13 protein-coding genes are annotated in these 14,683 nt (G+C 51.1%); 3 read left to right on the top strand and 10 right to left on the bottom strand.

Going from position 1 to position 14,683, the window contains the following annotated elements:
* Window positions 1-123: 123 nt before the first annotated feature.
* Window positions 124-813: an ABC transporter ATP-binding protein gene (locus tag ABTW62_RS06460; RefSeq protein ID WP_430903775.1), complete on the bottom strand. Its 690-nt coding sequence runs from the start codon at window positions 811-813 to the stop codon at window positions 124-126.
* Window positions 814-1,019: 206 nt separating this feature from the next.
* On the opposite strand from ABTW62_RS06460, the gene ABTW62_RS06455 reads away from it, so the two are divergent.
* The 3 genes from ABTW62_RS06455 (at window position 1,020) to ABTW62_RS06445 (ending at window position 5,073) form a co-directional block, all read left to right on the top strand.
* Complete coding sequence (locus tag ABTW62_RS06455) at window positions 1,020-1,793, top strand: outer membrane lipoprotein-sorting protein (protein ID WP_430903774.1); 774 nt, start codon at window positions 1,020-1,022, stop codon at window positions 1,791-1,793.
* A gap of 177 nt (window positions 1,794-1,970) precedes the next feature.
* Complete coding sequence (locus tag ABTW62_RS06450; protein ID WP_430903773.1) at window positions 1,971-2,762, top strand: PEP-CTERM/exosortase system-associated acyltransferase; 792 nt, start codon at window positions 1,971-1,973, stop codon at window positions 2,760-2,762.
* Between the two features lie 748 nt (window positions 2,763-3,510).
* Complete coding sequence (locus ABTW62_RS06445; protein WP_430903772.1) at window positions 3,511-5,073, top strand: porin; 1,563 nt, start codon at window positions 3,511-3,513, stop codon at window positions 5,071-5,073.
* Window positions 5,074-5,412: 339 nt separating this feature from the next.
* Here the strand turns inward: ABTW62_RS06445 and ABTW62_RS06440 are convergent, their stop codons facing one another.
* The 9 genes from ABTW62_RS06440 to ABTW62_RS06400 form a co-directional block, all read right to left on the bottom strand.
* Complete coding sequence (locus tag ABTW62_RS06440; RefSeq protein WP_430903771.1) at window positions 5,413-5,898, bottom strand: YajQ family cyclic di-GMP-binding protein; 486 nt, start codon at window positions 5,896-5,898, stop codon at window positions 5,413-5,415.
* 177 nt (window positions 5,899-6,075) lie between these two features.
* Entirely contained in the window at window positions 6,076-7,290 is a 1,215-nt protein-coding gene (locus ABTW62_RS06435; RefSeq protein ID WP_430903770.1) for an argininosuccinate synthase, read from the bottom strand.
* Window positions 7,291-7,494: 204 nt separating this feature from the next.
* The gene (argF, locus tag ABTW62_RS06430) at window positions 7,495-8,418 is read right to left on the bottom strand and encodes an ornithine carbamoyltransferase (RefSeq protein ID WP_430903769.1); all 924 of its coding nucleotides are present in this window, start codon (window positions 8,416-8,418) and stop codon (window positions 7,495-7,497) included.
* Window positions 8,419-8,775: 357 nt separating this feature from the next.
* Window positions 8,776-9,957 (bottom strand): aspartate aminotransferase family protein, encoded by a 1,182-nt coding sequence (locus ABTW62_RS06425; RefSeq protein ID WP_430903768.1) that lies wholly within the window; start codon window positions 9,955-9,957, stop codon window positions 8,776-8,778.
* Between the two features lie 436 nt (window positions 9,958-10,393).
* The gene (locus tag ABTW62_RS06420) at window positions 10,394-10,813 is read right to left on the bottom strand and encodes a YdbL family protein (RefSeq protein ID WP_430903806.1); all 420 of its coding nucleotides are present in this window, start codon (window positions 10,811-10,813) and stop codon (window positions 10,394-10,396) included.
* 49 nt (window positions 10,814-10,862) lie between these two features.
* Window positions 10,863-11,057, bottom strand: a complete 195-nt coding sequence (locus ABTW62_RS06415) for a hypothetical protein (protein WP_430903767.1) — start codon at window positions 11,055-11,057, stop codon at window positions 10,863-10,865.
* Between the two features lie 6 nt (window positions 11,058-11,063).
* Entirely contained in the window at window positions 11,064-13,049 is a 1,986-nt protein-coding gene (locus ABTW62_RS06410) for a hypothetical protein (RefSeq protein WP_430903766.1), read from the bottom strand.
* A 72-nt stretch (window positions 13,050-13,121) separates the two neighbouring features.
* Entirely contained in the window at window positions 13,122-14,009 is an 888-nt protein-coding gene (gene cysM, locus ABTW62_RS06405) for a cysteine synthase CysM (protein ID WP_430903765.1), read from the bottom strand.
* 250 nt (window positions 14,010-14,259) lie between these two features.
* Window positions 14,260-14,547, bottom strand: coding sequence for a ComEA family DNA-binding protein (locus ABTW62_RS06400; protein ID WP_430903764.1), 288 nt, complete (start codon window positions 14,545-14,547; stop codon window positions 14,260-14,262).
* Between the last annotated feature and the right edge of the window lie 136 nt (window positions 14,548-14,683).

Below are 14,683 nucleotides of genomic sequence, written 5' to 3'. Positions count from 1 at the left end.
AGCTGTTTGGTTATGCGAACAAAGCCGGCCTGAAACAGGCATATCCAATCAAGCTCCTGCTGGTAAAGCCCGTCACAACGTTATTCAAGGTGCATGATTGCAAAAAATTCCTGGCATCCCTGCTCACAAGACGGCATGCTCTTCGACAAGTTGTCCGTCTTCTATCTGTACGAGCCGTTCGGCCAGCGCCATGACTTTGGCATCATGGGTGGAAAACACAAAAGTCGTGCCGCTATCCCGGTTGATCTGCTTCATCAACTGTAGAATACCCTCTCCTGTTTGATGGTCGAGATTCGCGGTGGGCTCATCGGCCAGGATAATTTTGGGGTGCGTGGCCAGGGCACGTGCAATGGCCACGCGCTGACGCTGGCCACCGCTCAGTTGATTGGGCCGATGACGTGCAAACTTGGCCAATCCAACGATGTCGAGAAATTTTACAGTACGTTCGCGGCGCGCCTGTGCATCCAGCTCCTTGAATTGCAGCAGAGGGTATTCAACATTCTCTTCTGCGGACAATACCGGAAAAAGATTAAATGTTTGGAAAATAAAGCCGATAGTTCTAGCTCTAAGCTCGGCCAGTTGATCGGGTGTTTGTCCGCTCGTATCCTGACCATTGATAAGGATCTTTCCAGCAGAAGGCTTGTCGATACAACCAATCAGATTAAGCAGTGTGGATTTTCCGCTACCCGATGGACCGGCGATGGCAAGAAATTCACCGGCCTCTATTTGTAGATTAATGTCCTTGAGCGCCTGGACTCGGTTGGTACCGAGAATATATTCTTTGCAGACGTTTTCAAAATACACAATACACATTACCTGACCCTGAACAAATCGTTTGTAGGGCACCTCTAAAAATCCATATTTCGTCACAATACGTCGTTGTTCACAAAAAATGTCTCCTCACATATCCATCATATGCTGCATCAACATTTTTTGTTCTCGCCTCGTCTTGTTTAAAACCCTGAATTTTTAGAGATCCCCTGTAGTTTAACTGGATAACTTTCTTATAAAAGCCCAATATGACACTTAATCCTCATGCATATTTACTGATTGCCGGCACTTTTTTACTGGTCCTGGCACAGAACCTGTTTTTACCTTCGGCCAAGGCGGAAGAAGTCGATACTTTGGCTCAGAGTATACTGGAAAAAGCGGATGAGATTCGCTTCCCGCGCGACAGTTTCCAGGTCGAAGTTGCCATTCGCACCACTTCAGATAATCAGCCTGAAGCTCTCCACCGCTACCGGGTGCTTTCCAAAGGCAATGAGAACAGCATCGTCCTGGTGACCGAACCCGCTTCCGAACGTGGCCAGGCCATTCTCATGAAAGGACGCGATCTATGGATTTTCATGCCCAGCGTATCACAACCCATTCGATTATCGCTTTCACAACGATTGACGGGCCAGGTTGCCAACGGCGATATCGCTCGCGCTAATTTTTCAGGAGATTACCACCCCAGACTGCTGCACGAAGAAAATATCGACAATGAAAATTATTATGTACTCGAGCTGACGGGCGTGGATCGGTCCGTCACCTATCAAAAAGTACGATTATGGGTAAATAAATCCCGTTATTCGCCGTTTAAAGCAGAGTTCTATTCTGTATCTGGCCGCTTGCTCAAGACCAGTCATTATGAAAACTTTGAAATGGTACTAGGCAAGCTGCGCCCGACACGCTTGATCATGGAAGACGCACTGAAACAAAACGAAATTTCGGTGCTAGATTATTCGAATATGAAATTACGCAATCTACCCGACAAGGTTTTTACCAAGAATTACCTAAAGAGGCTCGAGTAGGTCAGCGACCACCTGTTGATATCTGAGTTTGTGAAGACATCATAGCACGCGCCCGGGCGGTCATGGATTGACGTTTTATAACCGGTGAAGCAGTCGTACTGCTGTACCCAATACAACCTGGCCGCAGATTAATCAGGTCATTCACGAACGCTTAAACCATTTCAAAGAGGTATCGATATGTTCTCGCGAGAATCCGCACACCTGGGCACGTCCTTTGAGCAATATTTCAGGATCGTGCCAGCATTAACCGAGGCATTGAAACACGAAGCTTATCGCGTTCGTCACTCGGTTTATTGTGATGATCTGCAGTTCGAACTGACTCGATACAATAAATTCGAGATGGACGAGTACGACGCGCATGCATTACATCTCCTGATTCGCAGCATCCGGAGCGAAACCTTTATTGGCTGCACCCGCATCATTCGCCCCTCGTCGGATGTGGCCGACGGGCTCTTGCCGTTCGAAAGCGCTTGTGCCGGAACCCTGGATCGCTCCATGATAGACCCATCAAAGTTACCTAGAGATAAAATTGCCGAAGTCTCTCGCCTCGCTGTCGTGGCAACCTTTCGCCGCCGCAAAGGCGAAGAAATTAGACCTCTCGATATCACGGAAGCGGACTATGGTGCCGGGCCCATTCCCCGTTTCCCTTATATTCCACTCGGCCTGTATATCGGAACTGTCGAATTGGCGCGTATACATAATATCCAGATACTGTTCATGCTCACCGAAGAACGGCTGGCAAAACATTTCAGCCGGCTAGGCGCCCAACTTGAATTTATTGGCGCACCTGTCGAGCATCGTGGCCTACGCTTCCCATCCATGGTATATGTCGGCGACATTATCAACAATATGCGGCCGATCTTTCGTCCGCTTTATCAGACCATTGCCACAGAGATCAGAGCCTGTCTGGCGGAAAAAACAATTGTGACCCCATCCATCGAGGCAGAACACAGAATCATCGGTTTTTAGTCTGATCAGGAATGGGCCCTGTCAGCAATGCCCATTGGAAAGGTGAGAAGTCATCCAGCTTACCCATAACACCTGAATCTGGCCTTCTCAAACGAGAGGCCTGTCGTATTCGGTTCTCAAAGTACAGATCAAGACGTAACTTTACTGAATGGGTGGTCCATTCCAGGGCGTCAGAACATGTCACCAATCGAGAATCCGTGCCAATGCCTTTGCATCAATAACCTGCATATCCCCATACCAGGCCGGATAGCGACACAATAAAATCACTGACTGTAATCAAATTGTCACAATCGGGCGCGATAATACTCGAATTGTTGGCTGTCATGACGATTACGCTGTCACCGGTTATGGTAAACCCTAGTACTCCGTTCCGCCAAAACGCTTACATGAAATCGCGCCTTCGCCTGTCATGCGTTGTTGCAAATCCTCGCCATAGCTACGGCTATGACTGCGGTTTGCGCCTAGCCTGGCAGGCGAATCCATCGATTTCATTTGTAAGCTAATTGACGGAACGGAGTACTAGGAGGCTGTCCGAGAATAGACTGATCTACTGCGGACGAGCCTGATTGGCCGGATTTTACGATCCTTTTTGTTAAGTAGAACGACTATTCGCCTCAAATGATCGAAAAATCCAACTCAACCAGCCTCGCCCTCGCTACGATCGCTATTCTCGGACAGCCTCCTAGCATTTACCGATAATAGATCAAACTGGTTTTTACTTTTCCTGCAGAACTTTCCACACACGAAAATGCTAAAAAGATTCAACCATCGCGCCCTTGTTGCTGCGCTGTTGGCTTTGTTTATTTCACACGGCACACACGCACAACAACTGATTTTATACGTCGATACAGTCACCAAACAGGTCTACACAGAACCCGGTAAAAACAGGGTAAGACTTGGCACTTTTCAGCAAGTGGAAGATAAATCGGCACTGACTTCCGATGAACCTGAAACCAGGCCGGACAAACCAGCGGTCAAACAATCGGAAATCGACCTTGAACAAACCAAGGAGGAACTCCGCAAAGTCCAGCGAGAGCTTGAAGAACAGCTGATGGCCAAGGAAAAGGCTGCCGAGGAAATGCTCGAGCAGGCAATCGACAAAAAGCTTGATAAAGCAACTCGTGCGGCGGATGCGATCATGCGCAGCAAAGTTCCCACAGCCATCAAACCTGATGTGGAAAAGAAATGGCATGACCGGATCGGTGTGCGCGGCTATGTCCAGTTCCGTTACAACAAAAGTTTGTGGGGCGATAAGGACCAGGTCTCGTTCTGGCCGGATAGCTCAGTCGGGCCGGATAAATCATTCCTGATCCGGCGTGCGCGGCTGATTCTTTTCGGCAACATCACCGACCATCTCTACCTGTATATCCAACCGGATTTTGCCAGTACGCCGACAGGTTCCAGCACGACACATTTTGCGCAACTGCGCGATGCTTACGGTGATATTTTCTTTGACAAGAAAAAGGAGTTCCGTATTCGGGTCGGGCAATCCAAGATTCCCTACAGCTTTGAAAACATGCAGTCCAGCCAGCTCCGCCTGGCACTGGATCGTAACGATGCGCTTAATAGTTGCTGCCGGGACGAACGTGATATCGGGGCATTCTTTTACTGGACGCCTACCCACATCCGGGACCGGTTCAAAGACCTTATCACCAAGAACCTGAAAGGCTCGGGCGATTACGGGATGTTTGCCTTCGGTGTTTATAATGGACAAGGCGCCAACCGCGTCGAACTGAATGACCAGGTCCACATGGTCAGTCGCTTTACCTACCCCTACCAATTCGACAACGGTCAAATTTTCGAAGCGGGTGTGCAGGCCATCCACGGACGTTTTGTTCCGTCAGCCGGTCCTAACGCCGATGGCATCACACCAACGAAAGATGCGCCCAATAAGGGCTTTAAAGACCAGCGTCTTGGTGTGCATGCGGTACTCTACCCTCAGCCATTCGGTCTGCAAGCCGAATGGAACTGGGGCAAAGGCCCGCAGCTAGATGGCAGCCAAACGGTAATCGGCAATGGAACCTTGAATGGCGGTTATGTGCAGGCCATGTATAAATATGACAGTGAACGATGGGGTACCCTGTTTCCATTTGTCAAATGGCAATACTTTGATGGCGCGCTGAAGTTCGAGCGCAATACCCCCCAGAACCGCGTGAGAGACCTGGAATTTGGTCTGGAGTGGCAAATTTTTCCGGAGCTTGAAATTGTGGCAACTTATGCCATGATGAATCGTACCGATGTCAGAAACTCGCCCTACGATCGATTCAAGGCCGATATTCTCAGATTTCAGCTGCAGTGGAATTATTTCTAAATACAGCTGCCTGTACCTGCATAATTGAGTTGAGTGCAATAGCTGCATTGCATCCGTTCCGCAACCTGTGTGGTGCACCTGTGCACCGATTAGCTGGTGACTGTACCATATGCGGCTCATTTGCCAGTGGGTAGGATTTCCTGCACATGAGTAGTCCACCGCACGTTGCCATTGCAAGTCATGCGGGCAGCGTGGTGGCCCGGAAAGTCGCGTGATCACCCGTGTCTCGCCTTGCTGAAGCTTCAGGGTGCACAAGCGCACCCTTGGGTGGTGCAATGTGCATGGGAATACACGCGCCGTACGGTGAATGCAAAACTTTAGCTGAATAAAGCAGGCGTTTTAATCCCGGAAATTACGGAATTGTAGGGGTTGCTCGTTAATGCTGCTTTTAACGAGCTGTATCACTTCCTGCAAAATATCACGCTTGGTGCTGGCCACGCGCACCACTTCGCCCTGGATGCTGGCCTGGGCTTTAAGCTTGCTGTCCTTAATCAGCTTGATGATCTTTTTTGCCAGATCGCTCTCCACCCCGGTTTTTACCGTGACTTTCTGCCGGACTTTATTGCCACTGATCTTTTCAATCGTGCCTTTATCCAGACTGCGGACATCGATTTCACGTTTGGTACACTTGGCGATCAAAATATCCATCACCTGGGAAAGCTTGAATTCATCATCGGCATAGACCTGGAGCTCGTAATCGCTCTGCTCGACTCTCGCATCCGAACCCTTGAAATCGAAGCGTGTCCCCACTTCCTTATTGACCTGATCGACAGCATTGCGAATTTCCTGCTTATCCACCTCGGAAACAATATCGAATGAAGGCATAAATTTTTCCCCAATTCAGTTATTTCACTACCTTCCGATTAGCTGGAAAGGAAATGATGCCATTATTTCATGCGTTTATAGACCATTTTCAGAATGCATGCAGCCCGAAAAAGTTCATCATCGGTGATTATGATGCGCAAGCGCACCCTACAATGGTCCGTCAACCATCGCCATGCATCAGGTTTTACGACGCGCCTGTGCAATACGCATTCTCAATGCATTGAGCTTGATGAACCCTGCTGCGTCAGCATGATTGTAAGCGCCTTCGTCGTCTTCAAAAGTCGCGATATTGGGATCGAACAATGAATCCGTCTTCGAATCGCGCCCGATCACCATAACGTTTCCTTTGTACAGCTTGACACGTACCCAGCCATTCACGGGAGTCTGTGATGCATCGATCATGGTTTGCAAAAGTTTCCGCTCCGGACTCCACCAGTACCCGTTATAAATCAAGGCTGCATAACGCGGCATCAGGTCATCCTTCAAATGCGCCACTTCCCGGTCGAGCGTGATGGACTCGATCGCACGGTGCGCACGCAACATGATTGTACCGCCCGGGGTTTCATAGCAGCCGCGTGATTTCATGCCAACATAGCGATTCTCGACCAGATCCAGGCGGCCAATGCCATGTTTGCCGCCCAATTGATTGAGTTTGGTCAACACGACGGCTGGAGAAAGTTTCTCGCCGTTCAGTGCAACAATGTCACCATGCTCGTATTCGATATCCAAATACTCCGGTTCATCAGGCGCAGCCTCAGGAGATACCGACCAACGCCACATGGATTCTTCAGGTGCTTGGGCAGGATCTTCCAGCGCGCGCCCTTCATAGGAAATATGCAGCAAATTGGCATCCATGCTATAGGGGGAGCCTGCCTTCTGCTTCATCTCGATCGGAATCCCCTGTTTTTCCGCATAAGCCAGCAGCTTCTCACGCGAGGTCAGATCCCATTCCCGCCAGGGCGCGATGACATGAATATCTGGTTGCAATGCATAATAGCCCAACTCAAACCGGACTTGATCATTACCCTTTCCGGTTGCGCCATGCGACACGGCATCCGCCCCCGTTGCGCGGGCGATCTCGACTTGCCGCTTGGCAATCAAAGGCCTGGCAATACTGGTGCCAAGCAGATATTCTCCCTCATAAACGGTATTGGCACGAAACATGGGGAATACATAGTCGCGCACAAACTCCTCGCGCAAGTCTTCAATAAATATTTCCTTGATTCCAAATTGTTTGGCCTTGGCGCGTGCCGGTTCGATTTCCTCACCCTGGCCAATATCAGCGGTGAAGGTCACGACCTCACACTGATAAGTATCTTGCAGCCATTTTAGAATGACCGAAGTATCCAAGCCCCCTGAAAACGCCAGAACAGTTTTCTTAATTTTATTCATATCGTTAATTCTCAATCAAAATTTTTGCCAGGCCCAGGAGGCTGTCCGAGAATAGACTGATCTACTGCGGACGATTCTGGCTGGCTGGATTTTCCGATCCTTTTCGTTGAATAGAACGACTATTCGCCTCAAATGATCGAAAAATCCCGCTCAACCAGCCTCGCCCTCGCTACGATCGCTATTCTCGGACAGCCTCCTAGGAAATCACCTGATATCAATCTTGCCCAGCAGCAAGTACTCCATCAAAGCCTTCTGGGTGTGGAGGCGATTCTCTGCTTCATCCCACACCACGGACTGCGGCCCATCGATCACTTCCGCATCCACCTCTTCCCCTCGATGAGCGGGCAGACAATGCATGAACAGGGCATCCTGCTTCGCATAGGCCATCATCTCGGCGTCGACTCTGAAATCGGCAAAATCATTCTTGCGTACAGCAGTCTCTTCTTCAAACCCCATGCTGGTCCAGACATCTGTGGTAACCAGATCGGCATCCTTGACCGCATCAAACGGGGAGGAAAACTGCTCATAATGATCTGTTCCATACAAACCAGCCCGTTCGGGTTCCACTTCATAACCCGGCGGGGTGGCCACATGCACGTTGAAATCGAAAATTTCCGCTGCCTGTAGCCAGGTATTGCACATGTTATTCGAATCACCGATCCAGGCCACCGTTCTGCCAGCAATGCTGCCACGGTGTTCTGTAAAGGTAAAAATGTCTGCCAGGATCTGGCAAGGATGGTATTCATCGGTCAGGCCATTGATCACCGGCACACGCGAATTCTCGGCAAAACGTTCGATGATCTGGTGCTCGTAAGTGCGAATGGTGATGATATCCACCATCCGTGAAATCACGCGCGCCGCATCCTCTACCGGCTCGCCACGCCCCAGTTGCGTGTCGCGCGTGGAAAGGTAAATAGCGCTGCCACCCAGTTGGTGCATCCCTGCCTCGAATGACAGACGGGTACGGGTCGAATGTTTGTCAAAAATCATGGCCAGCGTGCGATCCGTCAATGGCCAGTAACGGCGGTATTGCTTGAATTCGTTCTTGATCCAGCGTGTCCGGTCGAACAGATACTCGTATTCCGTCCGCTCGAAATCCTTGAACTGCAAAAAATGCTTGGTTTGCATAAACTGTACTGCCTGCTAGTAAAAAAACATCGTAACGATCGAGCATGCGGCTGATTGGCCCGGTTTGCCATGCCATATGCTTGAAACAGCAGCGAACTGTCCGGTTACATGAAAAATATCGAATATCCGCCCATATTCGGCTATGGGCCGATCAACGATTCTCAGCCCGATATCCTATCTTGCCAAGCAAGCACCTCAAGTGGGATTGCCAATAAAATTCGGGTAGATTGCAGCATCATAACTTATCGCAGGTTTTGCGGTGCGTAAACACACCCCGAGCATGAGGGGCATGCCATGCGCCATGCTGTGCTGAGCATCGAAACCCAGACGGTACCGAATAATCCAGGCAAGGGCCGGCTACTTCAGCCGATCCGCAAGCAACCGGTCGATGAGGTCGGATGTCTGGGCCACCACTTGCTCCGCCTCCGTCTGCTGCATATTCAATGCAGGTAACAAACGCACCACTTTTTCAGAAGTCACATTGATCAACAACTGACATTCCAGCGCCTCGCGCACAAGTTCTCCACAAGCGATCGGCAGCTCGATACCAATCATCATCCCCTGCCCCCTGATTTTCAGAACCTCTTGCCAGGCCTGCAGCCGCTGCCTGAATTGCTCGCGCATAAAATCGCCAATGGTAACCGCATTGGCCAGCAATGCTTCCTGCTCGATTACTTCTAGGGTCGTCAATGCCGCTCTGCATGCAAGCGGATTCCCGCCAAAGGTCGAGGCATGGTTGCCCGGATTGAATAATGTGGCCGCTTTCCCGCTTGCCAGACAGGCGCCGATAGGCATGCCAGACCCCAGCCCCTTCGCCAGCGTCATGACATCCGGCAGGATATCGCTGTGCTGAAAAGCGAACCATTTACCGGTCCGCCCCAGGCCACATTGCACTTCATCCAGCATTAACAGCCATTCATTCTGATCACATATTTGGCGCAAGCCTTGCAGATAGCTGGCTTGTGGAAAATTGACCCCGCCTTCGCCCTGATAGGTTTCAAGCAGGACAGCAACGATATTCTTGTTATGTGCAGCGACTTGCTGGACCGCAGCCAGATCGTCATAGGGTACGCGCACAAAGCCGGTGAGCAGAGGCTCGAAACCCGCCTGAGTTTTACGGTTGCCGGTTGCGGTCAATGTCGCCATCGTACGGCCATGGAAGGAACGCTCCATGACGATAATGGTCGGCAAATCGATCCCTCGATTATGACCGTATAGCCGCGCTAGTTTGATGGCAGCTTCATTGGCTTCTGCACCGGAATTACAAAAAAAGGCGTTATCCAGCCCTGACAGTTTGGCCAACCGCTCTGCCAGCAATGCCTGATTCTCGATATGATAGAGATTCGAGGTATGCACCAGGGTCGCGGCCTGCTCACATAACGCGCGCGCCAATGCCGGATGGCAATGCCCAAGTCCGCAAACAGCGATACCTGATAGTGCATCGAGATAGCGAACGCCCCGGTCATCCCACAGCCAAACCCCCTCTCCCTTCACAAAGGTCACGGGCAGCCGTGCATAAGTATTCATCAAATAGGACACAGCAAGTACACTCTTTTCTAATCTGAAAACAGGACGGCGGCTTACGCCGCCGTGCAAAAATCAATCGTTCAATCTATCGCAATGCTGATTGCAGTACAAGCCAACCCATCCAGGGATAGGCCTATCCAACCATGAAACCCTCGCTCTGGCTAGGAGGCTGTCCGAGAATAGCGATCGTAGCGAGGACGAGGCTGGTTGAGTTGGATTTTTCGATCATTTGAGGCGAATAGTCGTTCTATTTAACGAACAGGATCGTAAAATCCGGCCAATCAGGCTCGTCCGCAGTAGACCAGCCTATTCTCAGACAGCCTCCTAGCCAGATCAGCATTTAGCCAAAGGTCTCAGACCGGGCAATATTCACTTATTTATCATTTCATTTCAAGCGAAATTTCTCGCCGGAAATGGCAACCCCAGCGTTGACCCGGCACGGCATGACTTATTTTTTGCGCCAGGAACCATCCGCCTGTTGATACCACCAACCTGGTTTCGCCAACGAGATCCAGCGCTGGCTAAAAGTGGCGCGAATATTGCTTTCCCACTCAGGATGACTGTTGGCACGTGCAATTTCCCGATAAAGCGCATTGCGGTCCTGGTTTTCCGCAGTCACTAGTTGATTGACCGTTTGTCGTGCAGCAAGGGGTACAGCATTTGCATCGCGCAACATGATAAGCCCGTCGCGGGTCAGCCCGACCGCACCACTGTTATAGTAGGATTCCAGCTGGCTATGGCGCTGCTGCATGCTTTGCTTAAGTCTCGTAATCGCAGGTGTATTGGCTTCCAGATCGGCAACAGCTTGACCGATCCCTGGCAAGCACAACAAAATCAGCATCATTAGCCGCAATATTACAGTATGCATGAACGCGCCCCTTTCAATCAAATAACGATGAGTAAACAGCCCAGCCGGATCATTGGGGTGTTGTGTGTTCACCCGCTTCACCCTCCGTCACCGCCGGTTCTTCAATCTGCCACACTTCCTCGATGATCTTGTCGGCAACCTTCTCTGCCGCGGCGGCCGGAAAGTAGATATTGATCGTGACGCACGCGGATAACAACAGCCCAGCAAATATCAGCAATACCGGACCCAAGTAACTTTTTGTCATAGCATTTCAATGAATAATGGGGCTGCCGCTTTTGATGGCATGCTCCAGACGTTTGATCAGTTCCGGCCAGTCCACCTTCCGATTATAGCCCGTGATGGTAATCGCCGGCACACCACTTCCTTTGACCAATACATAACCCCGTTCGTTGTTGGATGATGGCTCGACCCCCCCCATCTGGCAGACACTGCCGCGCAATCGACAGCGCCAGCCTATCTCGGCGTATCTGAATTGCTCAAAAAAACTTAGAAAGCGCCGCTGGATCGCCGGCATGGCCGACGCGCCGCCTAAAGCCGTCAGATTCTGAATCGCTGCCTGGCTGATACGCCGCTTATAGCGGCCCGGGCTGCTGGCAAGTCTGGCATCAAACCTGACCGGCTCCCAATTGACGAGCTCAAGATTACTGACCTCGGCATCAACTCGTCCTTGTATTCTGCCAAACGAATAGGCCCGTGTCAGCAAATCGAGATCGATATGGTGCATCGCCATATCCATGGTCAAATGGGGGATTCGGCTGAGGGGTTCGGTCAGCACCAGATCTCGCGCCACCACCACGCCGTCAAACAAGTTGAAAACGAGCACCCCTTCCATCGTCATCACGGAGGCAGCATAGTTCATTTGAGGAATGATGCCAGACAGGGTGCCGAACATGGGCTGGATTTGCAGCGCCTCTGTCAGTTTTTCCATGGATACAGGGAAGAGCCGTCCATTGAATTGCCACTGCCAATCAGTCACCTGCCGCGAAGCATTGAAATTTTCCACCACCACTTTGCCGTCCAGCACTGGCAATTCCACATAAGGCACGCCGAAATGCATGCCATCGGTCTCGAAAGGAAATTGCACCGAACCCAGCGGGATCTGCAAAATCTTACCGCGCTCAAGTCGGATCGTTCCAGTCGATCGCTCATCACTCTGCCATGGGATATGCGCGAAAAGCCCCTCAAACGAGAAACGCTCACGCTCGTCGTTCAAGGTCACATCCTGCAAATCGAGCAGCAACGATTGCTGCCCGGTATCTTGATAATGCCAGACAAAACCTGCCTGACCGCTGGCCTCAGTTTCAGCCAAAGCTGTTTCTGCAGCCAGCGGCTGAATGATGGACTTGAATAAAGCAGCCATCTCCAAACTCTCTGCCTGCAGCTGCGCTTGACGCAATGCCAGTGTTGGAAGGTCGGCTTCTCCGGAGAACGCCACCTGACCGATACCCGACAACGTCAGACTCCCTTGCTCTATACGCAGAGACTGTCCATTGCTCGCGCCACTGGCAGCCAACCGATGACCTTCGCCAGTAAAATAAAAAGGCTGCCAAAACACTCCCCCCGCCAACCAGGCAAGCTTGCCCCGCCACTGCCAGCCACCCTGCTGCTTTCGTTGCGCATTTGCCTCCAGCTGCAAATGAACGTCTTCACCGGCACGCAAGCCCTTGGCATCACTGAAAGATAATTCCGTGATCGCCAGTTTCGCAGCCCATTCCGTCAGCGAGGCTTCACCTCCGCTCAGACCGATTGTGCCATTGATTCTTGCTTGCCGAAGCTGCGGCAACAAGCCGGCCAGGCGCTTTCCTTGCCCATTTACAATGCGCAACGAGCTTTGCCATCCTTCCGGGTGCCATGCCACAGTCAGATGCCATTTTTCTCTTCTGGCGGGTTCGACCGTCAGGACAAGTTTTTTTTGCCGCAAAAATAGCTGCAATGAAACCGGATAATGTTTGCCAGCCAGTTGCAACCGACCGGTATCACAGTCAATCGATTGGTGGCCAAGATTGAGACGATCGCAGGAGAACCGCAGATTGCGCCACACCCTTTCCCCGACAAGCAACTCATCCAGGCTGATTTCAAGGTGTGGCATTTGCGCGCCGGTCAAATGCAACTCGACCGACCGTGCGCTGAAAGCAGGATGCTGAACTTTCTCAAACGTGAAAGTGAAGGATGGAATAGCCGCCTGCGCTGAAACAGAAGCCAGACAAGCCAAAGCAGCCAGCCACAAATAGAGCATTCGCCTATACCGGCAGCCGGTCCAATCAACATGACAGGATATTGCCATGAAACCTCCCTGGTTTCAGGCCCCTCAGGCAGCAAAGACGCCGGTCGATAGATAGCGATCTCCCCGGTCACAGACGATGAAAACAATCACCGCATCGCTGACCTGAGCCGAAACCTTCAATGCGGCGGCCAGCGCGCCGCCGGAAGAAATACCGGTAAAGATCCCTTCTTCCCGCGCCAGACGGAGCGTCATCTCCTCGGCTTCCTGTTGGGATACCAGCAGGATACGATCAATCAGCTCGGGCTTGTAAATTTTGGGCAGGTACGCTTCCGGCCACTTGCGTATCCCTGGAATTTGAGCACCTTCCTGCGGCTGGACACCGACAATCTCTATCTCCGGATTCTTCTCCATAAAGTATCTGGCGCACCCCATGATGGTGCCGGTTGTGCCCATACTGCTCACAAAATGCGTGATCCTGCCCCCGGTCTCATGCCAAATCTCGGGAGCCGTTCCTTCATAATGGGCCAATGGATTATCAGGATTGGCAAACTGATCGAGAATGATACCCTGACCGGCATCGCGCATTTGCTCGGCGGTATCGCGAGCCTGTTCCATGCTGCCCTCTTTGGGCGTCAGAATGATTTCAGCGCCAAATGCAGACATCACCTGGCGCCGTTCCATGCTTTGATTCTCCGGCATCACCAGGATCATTCGATACCCCATCATCGCGGCTGTCATAGCCAGCGCTATCCCGGTGTTCCCGCTGGTCGCCTCGATCAGCGTATCGCCCGGCTTGATGTCACCTCGTTGCTGCGCGCGCATGATCATAGAAAAAGCTGGCCTGTCTTTGACCGAGCCGGCCGGATTATTGCCTTCCAGTTTCGCTAAGATGACATTCCCGGTATCTCCCGTAATACGTTTGAGTTTGACCAAGGGCGTATGGCCAACGAAATCCTCGATAGTCTTATACATAAGCCAAGCGTGGGCAGTAATGGACAAAACATGATTATCTCACAGATAGCTCTATCCATCCGATCTGCGGTCGAATCGGAAACTCTCGGGAAATGCTCCGCCAAGCATTGCGGGTGATAAACCATCCCCGGCAAACATCTCACCGACCATCGCCGGCATCATAACAACAAGCCCCGCATGACTTTCACCATGCGGGGCTTATTTACAAAAGATTGTTGATCGTACCAGGCTTGCTATTCTGACTGGAGAATCATTGCGCTTCCATCGCCGAATCCATCACATTGCCATCCTGAGTCGTTATTTGATCGCCAAGCTGTCTGATCATGCCAGCGCCAATACCACTGACACTGGCCAAGTCCTCAACTGACTGGAACAAACCATTCTTATCACGGTGCTCGATGATCGCTTTTGCCTTGACTGGCCCTATCCCTTTCAATGCTTCAAGATCGGACTGGGTGGCGGTATTGATATTGACTGCGGCAAAAACAGGGATATTGAAAACAAAAAGTGCCAGGAAAACCAGGAAAACTTTCTTCATAATGATCTCCATTCAGAAAAAATGTTAAAGAACAAAGTTCTTCTCACTTTACGATCTATTTTTTCACTCCGCTGAAACTGCTTGGCTCAACCGGCAGTGAAAATCAATCATCGGCACAATTTTTTTCTGACTTTAG

The organism is Nitrosomonas sp. ANs5 (assembly GCF_050584665.1).
Lineage (GTDB): Bacteria > Pseudomonadota > Gammaproteobacteria > Burkholderiales > Nitrosomonadaceae > Nitrosomonas.
This window is presented reverse-complemented; position numbering and strand designations above follow the sequence as displayed.

What these genes read in the sequence shown, in the direction of transcription:
- ABTW62_RS06460 (WP_430903775.1), bottom strand. Translation starts at nt 813, where the DNA reads ATGTGTATTGTGTATTTTGAAAACGTCTGCAAAGAATATATTCTCGGT.
- ABTW62_RS06455 (WP_430903774.1), top strand. Translation starts at nt 1,020, where the DNA reads ATGACACTTAATCCTCATGCATATTTACTGATTGCCGGCACTTTTTTA.
- ABTW62_RS06450 (WP_430903773.1), top strand. Translation starts at nt 1,971, where the DNA reads ATGTTCTCGCGAGAATCCGCACACCTGGGCACGTCCTTTGAGCAATAT.
- ABTW62_RS06445 (WP_430903772.1), top strand. Translation starts at nt 3,511, where the DNA reads ATGCTAAAAAGATTCAACCATCGCGCCCTTGTTGCTGCGCTGTTGGCT.
- ABTW62_RS06440 (WP_430903771.1), bottom strand. Translation starts at nt 5,898, where the DNA reads ATGCCTTCATTCGATATTGTTTCCGAGGTGGATAAGCAGGAAATTCGC.
- ABTW62_RS06435 (WP_430903770.1), bottom strand. Translation starts at nt 7,290, where the DNA reads ATGAATAAAATTAAGAAAACTGTTCTGGCGTTTTCAGGGGGCTTGGAT.
- argF (WP_430903769.1), bottom strand. Translation starts at nt 8,418, where the DNA reads ATGCAAACCAAGCATTTTTTGCAGTTCAAGGATTTCGAGCGGACGGAA.
- ABTW62_RS06420 (WP_430903806.1), bottom strand. Translation starts at nt 10,813, where the DNA reads ATGCATACTGTAATATTGCGGCTAATGATGCTGATTTTGTTGTGCTTG.
- ABTW62_RS06415 (WP_430903767.1), bottom strand. Translation starts at nt 11,057, where the DNA reads ATGACAAAAAGTTACTTGGGTCCGGTATTGCTGATATTTGCTGGGCTG.
- ABTW62_RS06410 (WP_430903766.1), bottom strand. Translation starts at nt 13,049, where the DNA reads ATGCTCTATTTGTGGCTGGCTGCTTTGGCTTGTCTGGCTTCTGTTTCA.
- cysM (WP_430903765.1), bottom strand. Translation starts at nt 14,009, where the DNA reads ATGTATAAGACTATCGAGGATTTCGTTGGCCATACGCCCTTGGTCAAA.
- ABTW62_RS06400 (WP_430903764.1), bottom strand. Translation starts at nt 14,547, where the DNA reads ATGAAGAAAGTTTTCCTGGTTTTCCTGGCACTTTTTGTTTTCAATATC.